Annotated in this window: 23 protein-coding genes and 1 other RNA gene; 13 read left to right on the forward strand and 11 right to left on the reverse strand. The window is 33.4% G+C overall.

Annotated features, from left to right (window positions below):
* The coding region (locus EQG63_RS05460; protein ID WP_449403999.1) for an HYR-like domain-containing protein at positions 1-2,242 on the reverse strand (2,242 nt) is incomplete at its 3' end.
* A gap of 350 nt (positions 2,243-2,592) precedes the next feature.
* On the opposite strand from EQG63_RS05460, the gene EQG63_RS05465 reads away from it, so the two are divergent.
* The 3 genes from EQG63_RS05465 to EQG63_RS05475 are packed head-to-tail and all read left to right on the forward strand — an operon-like array spanning position 2,593 to position 6,128.
* Positions 2,593-3,075, forward strand: a complete 483-nt coding sequence (locus tag EQG63_RS05465) for a SixA phosphatase family protein (RefSeq protein ID WP_129435291.1) — start codon at positions 2,593-2,595, stop codon at positions 3,073-3,075.
* Between the two features lie 12 nt (positions 3,076-3,087).
* Positions 3,088-5,196 (forward strand): polyphosphate kinase 1, encoded by a 2,109-nt coding sequence (gene ppk1 / locus EQG63_RS05470; RefSeq protein WP_129435293.1) that lies wholly within the window; start codon positions 3,088-3,090, stop codon positions 5,194-5,196.
* Between the two features lie 41 nt (positions 5,197-5,237).
* Positions 5,238-6,128 (forward strand): Ppx/GppA phosphatase family protein, encoded by an 891-nt coding sequence (locus EQG63_RS05475; protein ID WP_129435295.1) that lies wholly within the window; start codon positions 5,238-5,240, stop codon positions 6,126-6,128.
* A gap of 104 nt (positions 6,129-6,232) precedes the next feature.
* On the opposite strand, the gene EQG63_RS05480 is transcribed toward EQG63_RS05475, so the two are convergent.
* The 4 genes from EQG63_RS05480 to EQG63_RS05495 all read right to left on the reverse strand — a co-directional run bounded on the left by EQG63_RS05480 (position 6,233) and on the right by EQG63_RS05495 (position 9,653).
* Positions 6,233-7,297 (reverse strand): alpha/beta hydrolase, encoded by a 1,065-nt coding sequence (locus EQG63_RS05480; RefSeq protein ID WP_129435297.1) that lies wholly within the window; start codon positions 7,295-7,297, stop codon positions 6,233-6,235.
* 133 nt (positions 7,298-7,430) lie between these two features.
* Complete coding sequence (locus tag EQG63_RS05485; protein ID WP_129435300.1) at positions 7,431-7,901, reverse strand: DNA polymerase III subunit gamma/tau; 471 nt, start codon at positions 7,899-7,901, stop codon at positions 7,431-7,433.
* 209 nt (positions 7,902-8,110) lie between these two features.
* Complete coding sequence (gene dnaX, locus EQG63_RS05490) at positions 8,111-9,196, reverse strand: DNA polymerase III subunit gamma/tau (RefSeq protein WP_129435302.1); 1,086 nt, start codon at positions 9,194-9,196, stop codon at positions 8,111-8,113.
* Between the two features lie 148 nt (positions 9,197-9,344).
* Positions 9,345-9,653 (reverse strand): hypothetical protein, encoded by a 309-nt coding sequence (locus tag EQG63_RS05495; protein WP_129435304.1) that lies wholly within the window; start codon positions 9,651-9,653, stop codon positions 9,345-9,347.
* A 103-nt stretch (positions 9,654-9,756) separates the two neighbouring features.
* On the opposite strand from EQG63_RS05495, the gene rnpB reads away from it, so the two are divergent.
* An RNA gene (rnpB, locus tag EQG63_RS05500) (RNase P RNA component class A) lies at positions 9,757-10,084 on the forward strand.
* A gap of 35 nt (positions 10,085-10,119) precedes the next feature.
* Complete coding sequence (locus tag EQG63_RS05505) at positions 10,120-10,983, forward strand: cupin-like domain-containing protein (protein ID WP_129435306.1); 864 nt, start codon at positions 10,120-10,122, stop codon at positions 10,981-10,983.
* Between the two features lie 7 nt (positions 10,984-10,990).
* On the opposite strand, the gene rsmD is transcribed toward EQG63_RS05505, so the two are convergent.
* Together rsmD and EQG63_RS05515 are read right to left on the reverse strand one after the other, a co-directional pair.
* Positions 10,991-11,560 carry a 16S rRNA (guanine(966)-N(2))-methyltransferase RsmD gene (gene rsmD, locus EQG63_RS05510; protein WP_129435307.1) on the reverse strand — a complete coding sequence of 190 codons (570 nt, stop codon included), beginning with the start codon at positions 11,558-11,560 and terminating at the stop codon, positions 10,991-10,993.
* On the reverse strand, positions 11,551-12,375 hold the full coding sequence (locus EQG63_RS05515; protein WP_129435309.1) for a DUF3822 family protein: 825 nt from the start codon (positions 12,373-12,375) through the stop codon (positions 11,551-11,553). Before EQG63_RS05515 ends, rsmD begins: the two co-directional genes overlap by 10 nt.
* 108 nt (positions 12,376-12,483) lie before the next feature.
* Between EQG63_RS05515 and EQG63_RS05520 the strand changes: the two genes are divergently transcribed.
* From EQG63_RS05520 to EQG63_RS05540, 5 genes are all read left to right on the forward strand, one after another.
* Entirely contained in the window at positions 12,484-13,908 is a 1,425-nt protein-coding gene (locus EQG63_RS05520; protein WP_129435311.1) for an ATP-dependent DNA helicase, read from the forward strand.
* 6 nt (positions 13,909-13,914) lie between these two features.
* A complete protein-coding gene (locus EQG63_RS05525; RefSeq protein WP_129435313.1) occupies positions 13,915-14,472 on the forward strand; it encodes a DUF4126 domain-containing protein in 558 nt (185 codons plus the stop codon).
* 11 nt (positions 14,473-14,483) lie between these two features.
* Positions 14,484-14,753, forward strand: a complete 270-nt coding sequence (locus EQG63_RS05530) for a hypothetical protein (protein WP_129435315.1) — start codon at positions 14,484-14,486, stop codon at positions 14,751-14,753.
* Positions 14,753-15,478 carry a 3-deoxy-manno-octulosonate cytidylyltransferase gene (kdsB, locus tag EQG63_RS05535; RefSeq protein ID WP_129435318.1) on the forward strand — a complete coding sequence of 242 codons (726 nt, stop codon included), beginning with the start codon at positions 14,753-14,755 and terminating at the stop codon, positions 15,476-15,478. The genes EQG63_RS05530 and kdsB overlap by 1 nt, the downstream gene beginning before the upstream one ends.
* A 65-nt stretch (positions 15,479-15,543) precedes the next feature.
* Complete coding sequence (locus EQG63_RS05540; protein WP_129435320.1) at positions 15,544-16,503, forward strand: YitT family protein; 960 nt, start codon at positions 15,544-15,546, stop codon at positions 16,501-16,503.
* Here EQG63_RS05540 and EQG63_RS05545 read toward each other — a convergent pair.
* Genes EQG63_RS05545 through EQG63_RS05555 form a run of 3 tightly spaced genes read right to left on the reverse strand, consistent with a single transcriptional unit; the run spans position 16,500 to position 18,399 of the window.
* Positions 16,500-17,003, reverse strand: coding sequence for a hypothetical protein (locus EQG63_RS05545; protein ID WP_129435322.1), 504 nt, complete (start codon positions 17,001-17,003; stop codon positions 16,500-16,502). The genes EQG63_RS05540 and EQG63_RS05545 overlap by 4 nt on opposite strands.
* Positions 17,004-17,029: 26 nt before the next feature.
* Positions 17,030-17,740, reverse strand: a complete 711-nt coding sequence (locus EQG63_RS05550) for a potassium channel family protein (RefSeq protein WP_129435323.1) — start codon at positions 17,738-17,740, stop codon at positions 17,030-17,032.
* Entirely contained in the window at positions 17,737-18,399 is a 663-nt protein-coding gene (locus tag EQG63_RS05555) for a spermidine synthase (protein WP_129435325.1), read from the reverse strand. Before EQG63_RS05555 ends, EQG63_RS05550 begins: the two co-directional genes overlap by 4 nt.
* Positions 18,400-18,506: 107 nt before the next feature.
* Between EQG63_RS05555 and EQG63_RS05560 the strand changes: the two genes are divergently transcribed.
* A complete protein-coding gene (locus tag EQG63_RS05560) occupies positions 18,507-19,061 on the forward strand; it encodes a 1-acyl-sn-glycerol-3-phosphate acyltransferase (RefSeq protein WP_235827812.1) in 555 nt (184 codons plus the stop codon).
* A gap of 63 nt (positions 19,062-19,124) precedes the next feature.
* Entirely contained in the window at positions 19,125-20,144 is a 1,020-nt protein-coding gene (locus tag EQG63_RS05565; RefSeq protein ID WP_129435327.1) for a hypothetical protein, read from the forward strand.
* Between the two features lie 101 nt (positions 20,145-20,245).
* Here the strand turns inward: EQG63_RS05565 and EQG63_RS05570 are convergent, their stop codons facing one another.
* A complete protein-coding gene (locus EQG63_RS05570; RefSeq protein ID WP_129435329.1) occupies positions 20,246-20,716 on the reverse strand; it encodes a helix-turn-helix domain-containing protein in 471 nt (156 codons plus the stop codon).
* Between the two features lie 302 nt (positions 20,717-21,018).
* On the opposite strand from EQG63_RS05570, the gene EQG63_RS05575 reads away from it, so the two are divergent.
* The gene (locus EQG63_RS05575) at positions 21,019-22,176 is read left to right on the forward strand and encodes a M14 family metallopeptidase (protein ID WP_129435331.1); all 1,158 of its coding nucleotides are present in this window, start codon (positions 21,019-21,021) and stop codon (positions 22,174-22,176) included.
* Positions 22,177-22,179 lie beyond the last annotated feature (3 nt).

Raw genomic sequence — 22,179 nt, forward strand, 5'->3', positions numbered from 1 at the left:
ATTCCGAGTACACTACTACCACATTGTTATCACAAGTATCGGAAGCAGTTAGGACTACTGGAGCAGGCACGGCATCACATTGAACGGTCACATCACTAGGAACTTGTCCGTTGAATGTTGGCGCAGTTGTATCAATCACATTGACAATTTGAGTGTGTTGGGTATTGTTTCCAGCACAATCGGTTACCGACCAGTTGCGAGTGATGGTATAAGTATTAGCACAAGCATCGTTTTGACCCGCAAAGGATTCCGAGTACACTACTACCACATTGTTATCACAAGTATCGGAAGCAGTTAGGACTACTGGAGCAGGCACGGCATCACATTGAACGGTTACATCACTAGGAAGTTGTCCGTTGAATGTTGGCGCAGTTGTATCAATCACATTGACAATTTGAGTGTGTTGGGTATTGTTTCCAGCACAATCGGTTACCGACCAGTTACGAGTGATGGTATAAGTATTAGCACAAGCATCGTTTTGACCGGCAAAAGATTCTGAGTACACCACTACCACATTGTTATCACAAGTATCGGAAGCAGTTAGGACTACTGGAGCAGGCACGGCATCACATTGAACGGTCACATCACTAGGAAGTTGTCCGTTGAATGTTGGCGCAGTAGTATCAATCACATTGACAATTTGAGTGTGTTGGGTATTATTTCCAGCACAATCGGTTACCGACCAGTTGCGAGTGATGGTATAAGTATTAGCACAAGCATCGTTTTGACCGGCAAAAGATTCTGAGTACACCACTACCACATTGTTATCACAAGTATCGGAAGCAGTTAGGACTACAGGAGCCGGAACAGCATCACATTGTACCGTTACATTGGCTGGTAAACTTCCGTTGAATACTGGATTTGTTGTATCTTGAACTGTGATTGTTTGTGTATGTGAAGATGAATTTCCACAAGCATCAGTAAAAGTCCATTTTCTGTTGATGGTATACTGGCTTGCACAACTTGTAGAGGTAATAGTATCTACTCCTAAAACTGTAATGTTTCCAGCACAAGCATCATTCGCAGTTAGTGAACTGTTTGCAGGTACATTATCACAGGAAACAATAGTGTTTTGAGGTAAAGAAGTTGGCAATACAGGAGGAGTTGTATCATTTATTTTAATGTTTTGAATACAAGTGGAAAAGGGTACACCATCAAAAAACAATATATAGGTTCTATTAAAATCGGCACCATCACCATCAGAACAAACTGATGTGTCTCCAGAATCGCTACTGGTTATCGTCACAGTTTTGCCACAGGCATTGTAATTAAAAACAGATGATGGATTTGTAAGTGGGCTAGGAACCGAACAACCTTCAACGTTTATTGGTGATAATAAACAAGTTGCAGCAGGTACACAACATGAGGATACCGAAATTGTTCTAGGTACCCCAACAGCTGTGGTTGGAGGAGTATTACAATCAACAATCGTTAATGTAACTACGTAATCACCCGCACCACCATAATTTGAAAAATCAATGGTTAATGGACTTCCGTAAAATGGAGAATCAGGAAGAGTAGGATGAGAAATTGGCACTCCATTTTTGGTAATATCCCATTTAAAAGAAGAGTAAGGAGGAGGGTTTGAACAAGTAACTCCACCTGTTGTAGTAGAGGTAAATGTATACGATTGTGCTGCACTATTTACAGGACAAGTTCCTACGGCAGTAAAATCAGGTTTTATTGGAGTTATAACAATAAAATTTGTACTTAAATCATATTTAAAACATTTTGGACCTAAATCACAATCGGAGATATTACAAACATTTGAACCCGCTGAATTCCCCCATCCAATAATAATATTTTTCAGAGAAAGAATTTCACCACATGACCATTGAATCGCAGCAGGTGCATTAGGTAAATAAATAAAAAAAGTACCTGAGCTTGTAGTGGCACAACTTTCATATCGAATGTGTTGTTGAAATACATTATCAACAAAAACATCAGCCTCAATTTGAGTACCATATCGAGTTGTTGCATTTTGATCCAAGGTTACTTTTAGATATCCATCAATAGGAGTGCCACTTAAACATGTAGTGGGTAAAGGTAAGTAACCTCCTAGACCATCCGGAGTTGAGGAAACTAGCTCAACCCTTTTTATGTTAATGTCATTTGAGGTACAATTATTACATTGGTAAGTTGACTGTGCAAACGCAGTATTTGCAAATAGGGAAAGCATAAATAAAATAAAGATTTGTACTATGTTTTTTCCCTGAAACAGCAAATGAGTAATACTTTTCATAAGCCTAGATTTTTTTAGATTAAATTATTTGAGACAACGACTCGGCTAAAACTTTTTGAGTTATAGCAATAATAAATTGTTAATCAATAAATTATATAATTTATTCTGAGGGAAAATCTGTTGTAAATTCAAAAAGTGGTTGTTAGAATTTACATTTTGGAGAATTTGTATTAAAAGCTTTTCTTACCTTTAACAGAGCTAAATTATTATATTAAGTATTACGATTTTCATTTTGTTTCCGTTTTTCGATAAACACGCCAATAATATCTATGAATTAACAATTTTTTTGTAAATATCAACTTTTAATACACTGTTTCAAGTAGCCATTTTTCACTAATAATCAGTAGTTTATGAAATCATTAATAATAGTTAGGCATGCGAAATCAAGTTGGGATACACCACTTGACGATAAAAAAAGACCTTTAATCGATGGGGGTAGACAGGCTATTAAAAAGGTAGGACAAATTGCACAAGAATTGATTACTGCTGACTATGAAGTTTGGAGTAGTACCGCAGTTAGAGCAACCGAAACGGCCTTAATTTTCTGTGAATCCGTTGGAATTTCGCCTTCAAAAATTCAATTTGAGGATAGTTTGTATACATTTAATGAAAGTCAATTAGAAAAAGAAATAAAAAAATGCAGTAATAAAAAAAATAAACTAATTCTTTTTGGACATAATGAGGCTATTACAAATTTTGTCAATAAATTTGGAGATGAAACCATTTTTAATGTTCCAACAGCAGGATTGGTTTTCTTACAATTTGATGTTAAAAATTGGGAAGACATTAACAAAGGAAGAACTATTAAAAAAATATTTCCTAAAGAGATTTAAAAACATACGTCATTGACAGAAAATAAATACATAGACCGAGAAAAAAGCTGGTTGGCTTTTAATTTTAGAGTATTACAAGAAGCGGGCGATGAGCGAGTACCATTGTTAGATAGATTGCGTTTCCTTGGAATTTTTTCCAATAATTTGGATGAGTTCTTTAGAGTACGTTATGCTGCTATACGTCGTTTGGCCTTATCAGGTATAACTGGTGAAAGAGAATTGGGTGGAATTTCAGCGCAAGATTTGTTAAAATATATTACCGAAACAGTTATCGATCAACAATCGGAAAGTTTACGTATTTTGAGTATTATCGAAAAGGAACTTGAAAAAGAAAACGTATTCATCATCAACGAAACCGAAATCAATAAAGAACAACAAGATTTTATTCGCGATTTTTTTATCCAGAAAGTAAGTCCGGAGTTGGTAACCATTATCTTAAATGATTTGGATGAATTTCCATTATTGCGAGATACTTCGGGTTATTTAGCCGTAAAATTGGTGATGAAACCAAGCGAAACCTCTTCCATCCTTGAAAAAATAAAAATCAAGAAAGACATTCGGTATGCCGTTATCGAAATGCCGAAGACCATCAATCGTTTTGTAGTGCTTCCATCGAATAATGACAAACAATATATTATTCTATTGGACGACGTGATCCGATTTAATTTAAATCAAATCTTTAATATTTTCGATTATGAAAGTATTTCGGCACACATGATCAAAATTACGCGTGATGCCCAATTGGAATTGGATTCGGATTTGAATAAAAGCTTTATGGAAAAAATTTCTTCGAGTGTGAAAGACAGAAGAATTGGGGAACCCGTCCGATTTGTGTACGATCAAACCATTGAAAAGGATACGCTAAAATTCTTTTTACACCGCATGGGAATTGATTCTAAAGACAGTTTAATTCCGGGTGGACGCTATCATAACCGTCGTGATTACATGGATTTTCCAAATCTGGGACGTTACGATTTACTGTACAAAACCAATACACCTCTTCCAGTCGAAGGTTTGAGTCTTGAAGGTAGTATATTGAAAAGAATTGAAAACAAAGATTATTTGGTCAATGCACCTTACCAATCATTTGCTTACATCATCAAATTTTTGAGAGAAGCGGCGCTTGATCCAAAAGTTACAGCGATAAAAATTACCTTATACCGATTATCAAAAAATTCGCAAATTGTTAGTTCATTAATTAATGCCGCTAAAAACGGAAAGAAAGTTACCGTACAAATTGAATTGCAAGCACGTTTTGATGAAGCCAGTAATATCTCTTATGCTGAAATGATGCAAACAGAAGGGGTGGAACTGATTTTTGGAGTAAAAGGTTTAAAAGTACATAGTAAAGTATGTTATATTGAGCGTATCGACGAAAAAGGAAAATTGAAACGTTATGGTATTGTCTCTACCGGTAATTTTAACGAAGGAAGTGCCAAAGTGTACACCGATGTGACTTTGTTTACGGCACATCAGCAAATACTGAAAGATATGGCGAAAGTTTTCGAATTTTTCCAAATCAATTATAGAGTACACCGCTACAAACATTTAATTGTTTCGCCACATTATACACGTTCTAAGTTTATGAAACTCATAGACAGAGAAATTTTGAATGCCAATTTAGGTCGACCTGCTTATATTAAACTGAAAATGAATAGTTTGTCGGATTATAAAATGATCGATAAACTCTACGACGCCAGTAGAGCAGGTGTAAAAATTCAATTGATTGTCCGTGGCATTTGTTCTTTAATTCCTGGTGTGGAAGGAATGAGCGAAAATATTGAGGCCATTTCTATTGTAGATGCCTATTTAGAGCACTCTCGCGTATATATTTTTGGAAACGAAGATAATCCAGAAGTTTTTATTTCTTCGGCCGATTTTATGAGTCGAAATCTAGATAGTAGAGTAGAAGTAACCTGCCCGATTTATGATGAAGACATCAAAAGAGAATTAATTGAAACCTTCGATATTGGTTGGAAAGGAAATGTAAAAGTCCGTTTTCACTCTGAAAAATTAGATAATAAGTATAGAATGCGTGGGGATAATCCAGTTTTTAGAGCTCAGCTTGAAACCTATAAATATTACCGAGACAAACTAGAAGTATTAACTGAAAAAGTTTAATACAATTAGTAAATCAACAGTTCAAAAATTGACAAATTAGAATGATTACAATTAAAAAATATGCAGCAATAGATATTGGTTCCAATGCCATGCGTTTGTTGATTATGAATATTGTTGAACAAGAAGGTGCCGCACCGCAGTTTAATAAAAGTGCCTTGTTTCGTGTGCCTATTCGTTTGGGACAGGATGCTTTTACTGTGGGTGAAATAACTGAGGAAAACATTGACCGAATGGTTGATGCTATGAAAGCCTATAAATTACTAATGGGCGTTTATAAAGTGGAACGCTATATGGCCTGTGCTACTTCTGCCATGCGTGAAGCGTATAACGGAAAAGAAGTAGTCGATATCATCAAGAAAAAAGCCGATATCAAAATTGAAATTATTGATGGTAAAAAAGAAGCAGCGATTATTGCGAGTTCCGATTTACATCAGTTTATCAAAACCGAACAAACCTATTTATATGTCGATGTTGGTGGTGGAAGTACGGAGTTTTCATTATTTTCTGAAGGAAAAATGGTAGCTTCCAAATCCTTCAAAAACGGAACGGTTCGTCTGTTAAATAAAATGGTTAACGAAGTGGTGTGGGAAGAAATTGAAAAATGGATTAAAACCAATACCCAAGATTACGATAACATCACTCTAATTGGTTCGGGTGGCAACATCAATAAAATTTTCAAACTCTCTGGAAAATTGCAAGACAAACCGTTGTCGTATATTTATTTGAATACACAATACCAATATTTAAATTCACTTTCTTACGAACAACGCATCGCCGAATTAGCGTTAAATACTGACCGTGCCGACGTAATCATTCACGCATTGAGTATTTATTTGAAAGCAATGAAATGGAGTGGTTCTAATAAAATTTACGTTCCAAAAATTGGACTTTCCGACGGAATTGTGAAAGCGATGTATTATGATAAGATATAGGTTATTATGAGTTTAGAATTAATGCCTTACAATTTAAATGAATAGTGAAAAATGCATAGATATTAAATAATTCGAGCTATTTTTAAAACTACTGTCGTAGGTATTTATTCATTAATTTTTCTTTTGCAAAATTGTGTCCAACTTTCATTGCTTGGGTCAGAATATAGGATTGGATTTTTTCCATAAAATGTCACATTTTCAACTCCAACTGCATCTGCTCTTTCTTTTAATTCTCTTGCGTGAAAAGCGTGATGCGAAGGTATGTCTGAAGTATATGGACTATAAGGGTTAACTACATCTCTCAGTGTATTATTTATCCAAATTTCAGGGTCGTCGGAAGTCATTAAAGATAACATATCAATTTCTGCTCTATAAATATCAATGCTAGGCGATTCGTATTGAACATTTGAGGAAACTCCATAAATTTTTTGAATGTTTCCTGTTTCATTCGACAATATTTGTGACCAAGTTACTCCATAATCAATAAAAACATCATTAACCCAACGGTCTTCAATGTTGTAGCTCGCTTGAGTTTCTCTTGCTACTACACCTTTTACTCTACTTGATTCTCTCAAAACAAGGTCGCTGTTTTGAGAATCTGCAAAGTCATTATTAAATGCTATCCAAAGTGAAGTGCTTGCTCCAGCTGAATTTCCTGCTAAAACTATTTTATTTTTGTTAATGTTAAAATCACTTGCCCTGCTCCGGATATATTGTAAAGCTCTCCTTACATCTGACATAGGCTTTTTAACGCCTTCCGTTTCTCCCGTATTATTTAGATAGGTATAACGAATAGTAGCAAAAGCAATTTTGTTTTGTAAAAAGTAACGAATGTCTGTTGGGAAATCCCATGCTCCACCTGATTGAACAGTATATACAAAATCTTTGTCACCACTTGTAAAACCTCCACCGTGAACATATATAACTAAACCTGTTGGAGTGCTTGAATTTGGTAGCCAAATATCAAATTGAGTTCTTGATTTGTTATCATATGCAATGTCTTTTGCAAATTTTGCATTCGTACCTTGCAAATCAAATGGAGAATTTGAAAAAGTTATATTTGAATTTTGAATTATTGGAATTACTTGATTTTCTTCATTTTTACTACAACTAAATGTAAATAATACAATTAATAAAAAAATAATAAATTGTTTATGGTATGTTTTCATATTATTCTATTTTTTTGAAATAATTGTCTGAATATCATAAATATACGCAACTTTTATTTACATACGAAAACAAAAAGATAAAAGTATTTGCAGGGCTGATTATTACCCAAGTAATTATAAAATAATTTGTAGATTACAAATCCAAATCAAAGGTTTTTCTAAGCAAGTCTAAAGCTGGATTAATTCCGTTTAAACGATCGTATTTTTCTTGTGTCGTGAATGCCTTTTTCAATTCAATACTTTCGTTAATTTTGATGTCAATGGTGATGTTATGATTGTGTAATTTTCCACGTAAATAGCCTAATAAATCGTGTTTTTCACTTTCAAAATCAATCTTAGAGCTTTCGTTAGGCAATTCGTGAATGATTCTTGTCCCGTCTAATTTCGGGTCATTAATTAACAATAATGCTTCTACAATTTTATAACCTTTTTCTCCTAATCGGTTGGCATATTTTACCCATTGCTCCAACATTTGAGTTTCCGTAAAAGGCTCTGTAGGCAATTCGTCGTGGTGTCTCTGAACCGGTTTTAATTGTGCTTCCAATTCTTTTTTTGCACGAATACTTGATAAGGATAATGCCGAAACTTTTGGAGCATCAGACATTGCGAGGGACGAAGCAATCCCAACATCATTACGATCCTGCGAAGCAATCTCAACATGACTAGGAGCTTGCGAAGCAATCTCAACGTCATTGCGAGCTTGAGAAGCAATCTCAACATGACTTGGAGCTTGCGAAGCAATCTCAACTTCTAACTTTGTACTTTGTACTTCGGTTATTGAATATCCAGAATTTCTAAAATAAGTCGGAGGAATTATAAAGGACTTAGCTTTTTTTTTTCTCCATCAAAAGTGATAGAGGCCAATTGCATCAAACAAAGTTCAACTAATAATCGTTGGTTTTGAGACGTTTTGTATTTTAAATCGGAATCGTTGGCTAAATCTATTCCTTGTAGTAAGAATTCTTGAGAGGTTTTTTGCGCTTGCTCTCCGTATAATTTCTGTGCGTGCTCACCAGCTTCTAATAAAGATAAAGTAGCAGGGTTTTTGCAAACCATCAAATCTCTGAAATGAGAAGCCAAACCAGCAATAAAATGATGGCCATCAAAACCTTTGGCTAAAATATCATTATAAGCCAATAATAATTCTGGAATCTTATTCTCTAAAATTAAATCGGTTACTTTTATATAATATTCAAAATCAAGGACATTCAAGTTTTCGGTAACGGCAGCACGAGTTAAGTTGTTACCACAATACGAAACCACTCGATCAAAAATTGACAAAGCGTCACGCATGGCACCATCTGCTTTTTGTGCAATAATATGTAAAGCATCATCTTCAAAAGCGACACCTTGACTTTGTGCAACTTCTGCCAAATGTTCTTTAGCATCTTTTACCGTGATTCTTTTAAAATCAAATATTTGACAACGCGACAAAATCGTTGGAATAATTTTATGTTTTTCGGTAGTAGCTAAAATAAAAATGGCGTGACGTGGCGGTTCTTCTAATGTTTTTAGGAAAGCATTAAAAGCTGCCGTTGAAAGCATGTGTACCTCATCAATAATATACACTTTGTATTTACCCGTTTGTGGAGGGATTCTTACTTGATCAATTAAACTTCGAATATCATCTACCGAGTTGTTTGATGCCGCATCCAATTCAAAAACATTGAATGCAAAATCTTCATTCGGATCATCATACCCTTCTTGATTGATTTTACGCGCTAAAATACGCGCACAAGTCGTTTTTCCAACCCCACGAGGTCCTGTAAAAAGTAAGGCTTGCGCCAAATGATTACTTTCTATGGCGTTCAATAACGTATTGGTAATAGCCTGTTGTCCCACCACGTCTTTAAACGTTTGTGGACGGTATTTACGGGCCGATACGATAAATTGTTCCATAGAATTGGTTTGGATTACAAATATAGGTTTTTTGTTGAAATCGGAATTTCCAGATTTGGTTATTTCCCGAAAAGTTATTCACAATAATCAAAAGATTTTGTGGAGGAATTTTTAAACGAATTTTAAAAAAGAAAGAATTGGAATACGATTAAAGTCCTCTTCTAGATTTGATGGATAAACCAATCAAAAAACGGGTAGCATCACATTCCGAATTGGCGGCATATCCGGATACAAAAACTCCTTTTTTGTCCCTTTTAGATTTGGAACGAATGCCATAGACTGTCGCTTCATCATCCGAACTAGAATCGCCTTCATATCTAAAAATATGAACAATTTCAAAGTCGTGCGGATTGCTAAAAAATTCTTTTGTATTTATATTGTAGTCAATATTAAATCCTTCCCCTTTGAGTTCTGCTAATGCATTTAAAACACTATCATAATTATAAGTATGCATCATGATTTTAAAGTTTAAAGATTTATTTTATAAAATTACGATTTTATCTACAAATTTTGAAGTAAGGAACTAAAAAATATAGTTAATTTTTTTATTGTATTTTTGCGCAGCAGACCGCCTTATCGTCGTTCCGATTTATTGGAAGGGAGGAAAGTCCGGACACCAAAGAGAAGCATAACGGGTAACGCCCGTCCGTCGAGAGGCGAGGACAAGTGCAACAGAAAGCAGGTACAGGTAATGCTGTAGTGAAACCAGGTAAACTCTATGCGGTGAAATGTCAAGTATATCAACAATTCTGATTTCGGTTAGATAAGGGCTTCTCGTCCGATGTTGAAGGGTAGGCAGCTTGAGTTATTCAGTAATGAATAATCTAGATAAATGATAAGGCTCTGATTCATCAGAGACAGAATCCGGCTTATAGGTCTGCATTTTTTTTATTATATTCGAATTGTATATTTTATTTAAACTTATGAAATTAAATTTGACTGAAATAGAAAGAGTAAAAACAATCTCTAAAGAAGATTTTTATAATAATTACGTCAAAAAGCAAAAGCCATTAGTTATTGAAGAACTAACCACCGATTGGCCCGCTTATTCCAAATGGAAATTAGAATATATCAAACAAATTGCAGGGAACGAAGTAGTGCCTTTGTATGACGATCGCCCTGTATCGCACAAAGATGGTTTTAACGAAGCTCATGCTACCATGAAAATGAGCGATTATGTCGATTTGCTATTATCGAAACCCACCAATTACCGAATTTTTGCGTATAATTTTATGAGTAAAATTCCAAGTCTGAGAAATGATTTTATTTGGCCAGATTTAGGATTACGTTTAATTAAACAAATGCCTATGTTGTTTTTTGGAGGAGAAAACTCAAAGGTATTTATACATTATGATATCGATTATCCGAATCTTTTCCACTTCCATTTTCACGGAAAAAAACAATGTATTTTATTTCCTCCTTCTGAATCACCCTATTTGTATAAAGTACCTCATGCCTTAATTGCCATTGAAGATATTGATTTTGACAATCCGGATTTTGAAAAATATCCTGCGCTACTAAAAGCCAAAGGATTGATTTGTAATTTGAATCATGGCGAAACGCTTTATATGCCTGAAGGATATTGGCATTATATGAAATATCTCACCCCTGGTTTTTCAATGAGTTTACGTTCGTATCCTAGAAATATTGGTAGTTTGACTAAAGCCCTATATAATTTGTTGATTATGCGCCATTTCGATTCGTTGATGCGTAAATGGAAAGGACAGGCTTGGATTGATTATAAAAACAGAAAGGCGCTTGAGAATACGAATAAGCGATTAAAATAATTTAAAATTATTCGTCTTCTTCCACTTCTTCTTCATCATATTCAAATTCGAAGAAAGTAAATACCGAACCACCATAGGTTTTATCATAGGAGAAGTTTTCCATGTGATTCAGTTTGGTGTATTTGGAATGTTCAATGATCATCATGCCATCTTGTTCTAACATTTCGTTTTCGAAGACCAATTCGACGATTCTTTCAAAATCTTTTTGAGGTAAATCATACGGAGGATCTGCAAAAATGATATCGTAAGAGGCTTTGTTTTTTTCTAAAAATTTAAAGACATCACTTTTTATTGCGGTAATATCAAAATCGAATTCCTGAGCAGTTTTTTTTATAAATCCAATACAACCCATATCGCCATCAACACTTGTAATGGGTGTGGCGCCGCGCGATGCAAATTCATAACTAATACTTCCTGTACCGGCAAATATGTCCAGAATGCGCAATTCGGTAAAATTGAAGTTGTTGTTTAAAATATTAAATAAGGCTTCTTTACACATGTCGGTGGTAGGACGGACTGGTAAGTTTTTGGGTGGACTAATGCGTCTGCCTTTGTATTTTCCCGAAATTATTCGCATGCGTGAATGAGGATAAAGTTTTTTAAATAATCTTCTTGTGAAATGGCTGCCTCTAAATTGATGTTTTCGATAAAAAGAGATACATTTCGGACATATTTATAGGCAATTTGATAGATTTCGCTCTCTTTTGTTATGTTTCCGAATAATTTCAATTGAAACGATTCTGGATTCAATTGCAATTGCTCGGCTGTAAATAGTAAGTAATAAATGAAATCTTCTTTGGTTTTGAATTCAAACGAATTAAACAAAAGTAACTTTTGATTTTTTACCGCAATCAATTGAAAATTATCCTGTTGACAATGCACAAACATTTGAGGTTCATCATTGTTTTTACTCAAATCTAGTACTTTTTTGACTAGAATCGAATGGGCATGTTTATAATTAAAACTTCCATAACAATCTAGTAACGAATTGTTTATATTCACGTACGGAATGTATACATTATTCATTTCATAATTCTCGATAACATCAAAAGTGATAAAGTCGGTTTCAAATACCTTTACATTATATTGTAAATAACTTCCCAAATAGTCTTCGTTGAAAAAAGCCTGAGGTACAAAACTCATCAAATTGTTATTGTGTAGCACGATAACATCGTCAAACTTCGATTGTAAAATAGGTGTTTGCTTGATAAACTGAATAATAGCCGTTTCAACATCTGTAAAACTTGCCGATTTTGGCAACGGATACTGTCCGAAAGTATCAATTGTTTTTTTTAAGGTATCAAAAATGCAAAACGAAATTTCGGTAAGCGAAATCTGCAATACTAATTTGATGTATTTTTTATCAAGAATTGTCGATGAAGAAGTCAGCATTTTTCTTTTCTACGTTATGAAGCAAAGCTACAATTTTTTTTGTGTTATTCGCAAGTTCCCATTTTTAACTGTGTATATTTGACGTATACTAAGTTATTTTATATTAAAATGAGTTCACAATTGTTTTACAGTATTTTACGAAAAAATTTTCCGTTTCTGCCCACTGCAAAACAAGATATTTTCTTTTCAAAAATATCCGAATTCATTTCCAATTCCAATAAAAACGAACTTTTTGTACTAAAAGGATATGCAGGAACTGGAAAAACAACGGTAATTTCGACCATTGTAAATAACTTAATTGAAGTCAAAAAAAAGTATGTTTTATTGGCACCAACCGGTCGTGCTGCCAAAGTAATTGCCAATTATTCCAACAAACCAGCACATACGATTCACAAGAAAATCTATTTTCCTAAAAAGGCAAAAGGAGGAGGAGTGAGTTTTACGATGCAAACCAACAAGCACACCAATACCATTTTTATTGTAGACGAATCATCAATGATTTCCGACGCTGATTCCGAATCTAAAATGTATGCCAACGGATCATTATTAGACGATTTGATTTCCTATGTCTATTCAGGGACCAATTGTAAAATGATTTTGTTGGGAGATACGGCTCAGTTACCTCCCGTGCATTTGGATATTTCACCGGCGTTGAATATTGATACGTTGGCGTTAAATTATGATAAGGAAATTATTTCGATTGAGTTAGATGAAGTCATGCGTCAGGAAGAAAACTCAGGAATTTTATACAACGCCACCGAATTACGTGAATTATTGAAAGATAGTTTTATAACTGAATTCAAGTTCAACCTTAAAGGTTATAAAGATATTGTCCGATTAACAGATGGCTACGAAATTGAGGATGCCATCAATCAATCCTACAGTAATTACAGTATTGAGGATACTACCTTTATTGTACGTTCGAATAAAAGAGCCAATCAGTACAACCAACAAATTCGTTCCAAAATTTTAGGAAAAGAAAGTGAATTGGCCACGGGTGATTTATTAATGGTGGTCAAAAACAATTATTTTTGGTTAAAAGAAACGGATGAAGCGGGTTTTATTGCCAATGGTGATATTATTGAAGTATTGGAAATAAGAAACATTAAAGAATTGTATGGCTTCAAATTTGCGGTGGTTAAAATACGAATGGTCGATTATCCCAATCAGAAACCTTTTGAAACGATATTATTGTTAGATACCATTATGAGCGAATCACCATCGCTTACGTATGAAGAATCGAATAAATTGTATCAAGAAGTAATGAAGGATTACGAAAAGGAAACGGCTGCCTATCGAAAGTTTTTGAAAGTCAAAGAAAATGAGTATTTTAATGCTTTGCAAGTGAAGTTTTCGTATGCAATTACTTGTCATAAATCGCAAGGTGGACAATGGAATACCGTTTTTATAGAACAGCCCTATTTGCCTAATGGGATTGATAGAGATTATGTCCGTTGGTTGTACACGGCCATCACTAGAGCAAAAGATAAATTGTATTTGATAGGGTTTAAGGATGATTATTTTCAAAATTAAAAGCATATGACCACAGAAACCATACTAAGTTTGTTTTTGGGAATTGGACTAGCAGCTTCTGCAGGATTTAGAGTGTTTTTGCCACTTTTTGCAATGAGTTTGGCTTCCCATTTTAATATTATACCCTTAAATGAAAGTTGGTCTTGGGTAGGCGGATTTCCTGCCATGATAACACTTGGAGTAGCCATGATTGGCGAAATATTTGCGTATTACATTCCGTTCGTGGATAATCTATTAGATACTATCGCCGCACCATTAGCGGCAATAGCAGGAACTGCCGCTATGGCCTCAACCTTAATCGATTTAGATCCGATGCTAACTTGGGGATTGGCCATAATTGCTGGGGGAGGAACAGCTACCGCAATGCAGGGTATGACCAGTGTTACTCGATTGGCTTCATCGGTAAAAACAGCGGGACTAGGGAATCCAGTCGTTTCTACTGCCGAAACAGGTACGGCAATTACTTTAAGTTCCTTATCCATTTTTTTACCAATAGTGGCACTTATTGTTGTTGTCATTATATTTGTTATTATATTTTGGTTGTTTAGAAAATTTAGAAATTAAATAAGATAATAATGTATTCAACACTTATTGTAAGTAAATTATCATTTTATGGAGCTATTATAATTTTAATTTTGGGTATTTATTTAAAAATACAGTCAAAAGTTTCAAATGCTAATTTTGATTATAGAAGAAGTGGAGTACTTAGTAGTAATGATTTTATTGATGGAAATGGAACAATATTTTTGGGTATTTTAATATTATTATTTTCATTTATTATGTTTAAAGTTTATAAAAATGAAGTTAGATTAAGAATTCAACAAAAAGAAAAAGAAAATTTATAATGAAAATCATTGCCGTAATCCCCGCTCGTTATGCTTCCACACGTTTTCCTGCCAAGTTAATGCAGGATTTAGGTGGAAAAACAGTTATTTTAAGAACCTATGAAGCAGCAGTTCAAACACAATTGTTTGACGATGTGTTTGTGGCAACCGATTCTATTTTGATATATAATGAAATTATTTCCAATGGAGGAAAAGCTATTATGAGTATCAAGGAACATGAAAGTGGGAGTGATCGTATTGCAGAAGCTGTAGAGAATTTGGAGGTTGATATTGTAATCAATGTGCAAGGTGATGAACCTTTCATCGATAAAAAACCTCTGGAACAAATCATTGAAGTGTTTAAAAATGACCATGATAAGAATGTCGATTTAGCTTCTGTCATGTTTGAAATTAAAGAAAACGCAGAAATCAACAATCCCAATAATGTAAAAGTAATTGTAGATCAGAAGGGCTTTGCATTGTATTTTTCGCGATCGGTTATTCCCTATCCAAGAGATGAAAACGCTGGAGTTCGTTATATGAAACACATCGGTATTTATGGTTTTAGAAAAGATGCTTTGATGGATTTTTATCGATTACCTATGTTATCTTTAGAAGCTTCCGAAAAACTAGAGCAACTTCGTTATTTAGAATACGGAAAACGCATTAGAATGGTAGAAACTACCCACGGAAGTATTGGTATTGATACTGCAGAAGATTTAGAAAAAGCCAGATTACTATTGTAAATGTATCATTCCATTTTTTTTATTATCAGGATTTCAGTAACTTTAGTTCAAACCAAATAAAAGGAATGCAATCAATCTTCACTAAATTAATTCTAAAACTAATAATCAAATCGAATGATAAGGTATTAACCCGCTATCAAATAGCCAAAAAACAGCGTGAGTTCGTTGTTAATTTGAAAAGAGGGATTAAAGATTTTATTCTTATTGGTATTGGAATTCTATCTGCTTCCTTTGGTTTTAAGGGTTTTCTACTTACTAACGATTTTATTGATGGTGGGGCAACCGGTATTTCATTATTGATTTCTGCTCTTACAAAAATTCCGTTGTATTGGTTAATTATTGGAGTGAATATTCCATTTGTCTTGATGGGGTATAAAGTTGTAGGCAAACAATTTGCAATTAAAACGGCTATTGCCATATCTGGATTATCCCTCTGTTTGGCTACATTAACATTTCCTAATGTGACCAATGATAATTTATTGGTCGCTATTTTTGGCGGATTTTTTCTTGGTGCCGGTATCGGATTCTCCATCCGTGGTGGTGCAGTCATAGATGGTACTGAAGTTTTAGCTATATTTTTAAGTCGAAAATTAGGAACTACCATTGGAGATATTATTATTGTCATCAATATTTTGATATTTTCATCGGCCGCCTATTTTTTAGGGATTGATATCGCTTTGTATTCGATGATAACTTATTTATCGGCTTCCAAAACCTTAGATTTTATTGTAGAAGGTATTGATGAATATATAGGTGTTACTATTGTTTCTTCCAAAAGTGAAGAAATCAGACAAATGATTATCGATGTCATGGGAAGAGGAGTTACTGTTTACAGTGGAAAAAGAGGTTTTGGTAAACGAGGCGAAACCAAAGATACCGAAATTATTTACACTGTTATTACTCGTTTGGAATTAAACCGACTCAATACTGAAATCGAAAAAATAGATTCGCATTGTTTTATTGTGATGAATAGCGTGAAAGATACTAAAGGCGGAATGATTAAAAGAAGACCGCTACACGATTAATTTTTAGTATAATAGTGCTTAGAATATAAAGTAATATCATTTGAAAAAACAATATCGGAAAAAGCAGCAAAATTGAATGTTTTTTTTCCGTCTTTGTAAAAACTAAATTGTAATTGCTGCATCTCTTCATTCAATAACTGTATGAATTTTTGATTGTTTGTGTACGATTCAGAAATAGCAATTCCACTATAATTTTTAGGTGTAACATCTTTTTTTGGGTTATTTTTTCCTGTAACGAAGTAAATTTTACCGTCAGCAGAAATCTTATAATGTAAAAAATAGTTTGTTCTCTTTTTGCCCTTGTTTAAATTGTCTGCAATCAAAACAGCTTCATCTACAGCTAAAGTGATAAAAAAGGGGAGACCAGTATAAGTTCCTCGATTCGATACGGTATCAATTTTAAATTTTGAAACATCAATAGGGCATTCTTTATTTAAAGTCTGCTGACCTAAACTTGTTAAGGATAAAAAAACTAGTATAAGTAACACTAAATTTTTCATAAACAAAATATTAAAAAATCATCTTCTCAATTTTCATTTTCTAAATCAAAATACCCTTTCGATTTTACTTTGGTCGAAAAGAAATTCAAAAACAACACCACAAACGACAAAAAAAACATCGATTGAATACTCACCAATATTTTTCCAAATACTGTAATAGGATAATAATCACCATAACCCACAGAATTAGAAGTTATAGTGCTGAAATAAATCGGTTCAACCCAATGTAAAAAAGATTTATTCATTTGATTTCCAATAGAATATAAAACAGCGAACGAACATACTACTTCAATATAATTGAAGAACAACAAAAGCATCGATCGTTTATAAGAATTTGGACGCGAAAACAAATCAGAAGCAAAAATCAATGTTGGAATATATAAAACGGTTTCCAACAATACATACACTACACACACGATAAGTATCGTATTATTTTGCCATCCATTGTATAAAATGACAACAGGAAAAAGCACTTTACACAAAACATATACATCCATCGCAATGTCTTGATATTCAAATCCGATTTTGTAGGCGATTTGTTTGATATAAATTCCAGGAAAAAGTAATTGAGAAGAAGATAGAACTAAACGAACAATTTTTTCAATTCCATTATCGTCTTGGTGGTCATTATTCCAAATCGATTTGATATTTTGGATTCGTTTGCGAATGGGACTACTTTTAGGTTTGTCCTTTTTGTAGTTTTTTCCTAAAATTAATTTTCGAATAAAATTTCTCATTTACGCAGAATAAAGAGTTCATTATCGCCTTCTACATTTGATAGTCTTTGCACTGATGAAAAATGCGCCGCGACCAATCGGTTATAAGCAGCATTTCTCTCAAAATCAACACTTAAAGTTACGATAGAATTAAATAAAACACTGCCTTTTTTGGATAAAATTCTATTCAAATTGAAAATAAATGGTTCCGAAAACAAGAAATCAGGCATGATTTTGTCTTGAAAAATATCAATGACAATTAAATCATACGTTGTGGTTGTATTTTTTACAAACTCAAAGGCATCTTTAAGGTTGATTTCAATATTTTTCCTTTTATCCAATCCAAAATATTGGTTCGCAATTTCAATTACTTTAGGATCTAGTTCGATTCCTATTATTTTTCCGCCAAATTGAATTTCATCTTGCAATAGTTTAATTACACTACCGCCACCTACACCAAGAACCAGTACCGATTGATACGTTGTTATCTTTTCTTTTCCAAGAGTATTCAGGCCAATTCGCATCACGCGCTCTAAACTTCCAAAAGAAAAATTGGTGTTTTTGGAATCTAAAACCAATTGACCGTTATTCCAGGTAACTTCAAGGTTTTGATTGATTTTAGATGCTGTTTGATAAATTTTGATGGGAAGTATATAACTTAAAAGTCTCTTGAAATTCATATTATTTCAGTCAGTTCGAGTATTTTTGTCAGTTGAAGTTGTTCTCTGAAACAAACAAAAAATGTATCGAGAACTTCCAATCGTAAATATAATGTTATTTTTGAAGTATGAAGAAAAGAATCTATCAGTTTGTGTTTTACAAAATAATGGGATGGAAAATTGTAGGCAACTACGGTAATATAGCCAAAAAATGTGTGATGCCTGTGGTTCCGCATACCAGTTGGCACGACTTCTATATAGGTTTGTGCACACGCGGTAGTTTGGGTTTAGAAATTAATTTTGTTGGAAAAAAAGAACTTTTTATTTTTCCTTTTGGCTATTATTTTAAAGCCGTAGGTGGTGAACCTTTAAACCGATTTAAGAACGAAAATAAAGTAGATGCCATCGCCAAAATATTTGCTAATAAAGAAACCTTCCGATTGGCTATTTCTCCTGAAGGGACTCGTAAAAAAGTAACCGAATGGAAAACGGGTTTTTATTATATTGCTTTAAAAGCGGGTGTTCCTATTGTTCCAGTTGGTTTTGATTGGAAGAATAAACAAGTCATCATATTCCCGGAATTAATGCCGTCAGGTGATAAAGAAGCCGATTTTGAAATTCTTGAAAATTACTTTAATGGAATAATCGGGAAGGTGCCAGAAAATAGTTTTACAAAAAAATAACTTTTTTTAAAACCATAGTGCCACGTTTTTCGTAAATGAGTAAAACATTAAATTATTCAAACTATGAAAAACGTATTTTTTCCATTAGCTATTGTTGGTTTATTAGTAATCGGTTGTTCAAAAGATGACGAACAAATGATTCCAATATTTCCATCTGTTATTAATGAATCAAAATTAGTAACGACCAGTAACACATCTGGTAAAATCTCTTACACCAATTTATTAGCTTCCAATCCGGAAACTAAAAATCTAACCATTACGTCCACCGATGCAGACGGAGCTTATTATGACAGCTCTAAAGATGAATTTATTTTGGCTTCCAGAACCAATAACAGATTAGAATTATACAAAGGTGTTTCTAGTTCTGTTAAAAACAACACTGATAATGTTAGCTTACAATTTTCGAGTACTGCTTCAGAATTCAATAATCCAAGGGAAATTTTTGTTGTTAAGGATAAAGTAGTGGTAACACAAGATCAAAATGCTGCCAATGGAAATACTAATAAGTTTTTAGTGTATCAAAAAACGACATCAAGTTTTACTCTTTTAAATTCTTATACTTTAAATTTTAAAGTGTGGGGAATTCATATCGATGGTACAACTTTATATGCTATTGCTGATTTGACAGGGGATGTAGTGGTATTTAATGATTTCTTCTCAAACGCAGACGGTGCAATTACTCCAACCAAAAGAGTTACTATTGAAGGTTTAATTCGTACGCATGGAATTACATTTTCTAAAACCGATAATAGAATGATTTTAACCGATGTTGGAAGTGCGGCTTCCGATGTGGATGGTGGTTTAATCGTAATTAATAATTTCTCCAACGTTATCGCAAATACTTCAAACGGTGGTACTGTTGCATTAGCCGATCAGATTAGAATATATGGTCCAAACTCAAAATTAGGTAATCCAGTAGATGTTGCCTATGATAATGTGACGAATAAAATTTATGTTGCAGAACGATTGAATGCTGGCGGACAAGTGTTAACATTTGCGTTGCCAACTTCCACTGCTGATGCAACACCTGAAAAATCAGTTTTGGAACCAGGAGTTTCTTCAGTATATCTCATCCGAAAATAAGATCCAGTTTATTTGATTTGATTTTGTTCGAGAAGTCTTCCTGATTTTAGGGAGACTTCTCTTTTTATTATAAGAAGAAGGTAGAAGTGTTATGAATAGATTTAATTTTTATAATTCTTAAAAGTTCCATCTTTGAAAAAAATTACAATTCGGTCAATATCTTGATCGGAATGTATGTTATCTAAAATTCGCGTATTTGAAAATTTTTCTTCCGAAATTTCATTTACGCGATTTTTTTCGACACTTGGTTCGGTCGAAAATAAATCAGGTTGATTATCTATTTTGATTTCTTGTTGTACATTTTGAGAAATAGGAGTAGACTGAATTTCTAAATTTTGATTTTCAGATTTTGGAAAATTTCCTTTTCCATTTACAATCCAATACAAATCTACTTCTGGAAATTCACTCACAATTTTCATGATTAAATCCAAACTTGGTTTGTTTCTGCCCGAGAGTAGGTGAGACAAACTGGAACGTTGTACCCCAACTTTATCAGCAAAAGAAGAGGCTGATAAATTGTAATACTCTAAGATTATTTCCAATCTTTTTATGAAATCATCGATGTTTACCATTGTAAATTAATCTAAAATATATTCGGTTTACAAATGTAACAAAACGAATTGAATTAACCTATTTTACAATTGTAAATAACTAAATTTAGTTAATATATAAGTTTATATAATTTATTATAAAGTATTGATAATTAAATACTTTATTATATAAAATACAAATGTAAATTTAATTCGAAATCAACTATAATAAAGGGCGTACGATTGACTACAAGACTGTTTACATAAGTATACAAATCTTGAATTTCATCTATTTACAATTGTAAATTATAAGTTGTTTACATTTGTAACAAGATAATTATAGCATGGATTTCATACAATTGTTTAATCGATTTAAAGCACAATCAATTTCAGGAAGATATATTACAAATCGTCATATAGAGCCTTTATTGGAAAATTTAAAAAGCGATTTTGAAGTTTCGGTGATTGGTCAGTCGGTACAACAAAAACCGATTTATGCACTTAAAATTGGAACCGGAAAAACTAAAATTTTCATGTGGTCTCAAATGCATGGTAACGAATCAACAACCACTAAAGCATTGTTTGATTTGTTTAATTTCTTGCAATCTGATGAAAAAGAAGCAAAAGAACTGAAGGATAATTTTACGTTATTATGTATTCCGATACTTAATCCTGATGGTGCCGAAGTTTATACCCGTGTCAATGCGAATGAAATTGATTTAAATCGTGATTCAAATGACTTGTCACAGCCCGAAAGTCAGTTGTTGCGAAAGACTTTTGAAACATTTAAACCTGTTTTTTGTTTTAACCTGCATGATCAACGTTCGATTTTTGCGGCCGGAGCGACTAGAAACCCTGCAACAGTATCGTTTTTAGCGCCTGCATATAATGAAGCCAGAGAATACAACGATATTCGATTAAAGGCAGTAGATGTTATTGTAGCTATGAATACGGAGCTTCAAAAGCATATTCCTAATCAGGTAGGGTGTTTCGATGATTCCTTTAATAGTAATTGCATTGGTGATCAATTTCAAATGTTAGGTGTGCCAACGATATTGTTCGAAGCGGGACACTTTCAGAACGATTACGAACGTGAAGCAACTAGAAAATATATTTTTATTGCTTATTTGTCTGGTTTAAAATATATTAGTAAAAATGCTATTGAAGGAGAAAATTTGAACGAGTATTTAAATATTCCTCAAAATAAATCGCTTTTTTACGATTTTGTTTACAGAAAATTTAAAGTTAATACCAATTCTTTAAATATAATTACTAACTTTGCGGCGCATTATAAAGAAATATTGGTTGCTGATAAAATAATTTTTGAAGCAACTATTGTTGAAGTGGGGGAAGGAATTACCAATTTTGGTCATTTGGAGTACGATGGTGAAAATGGGGTTTATAGTGATGATTTTAATGATATTCCGGAAATTGACAAAAAGGCTAATTTTTATCTAAACAAAGTAATTTCTTTTGTAAATGGTAAGAAAGTAAGCAAATAGCAT

The sequence above is a fragment of the Flavobacterium amnicola genome (assembly GCF_004122165.1).
GTDB lineage: Bacteria > Bacteroidota > Bacteroidia > Flavobacteriales > Flavobacteriaceae > Flavobacterium > Flavobacterium amnicola.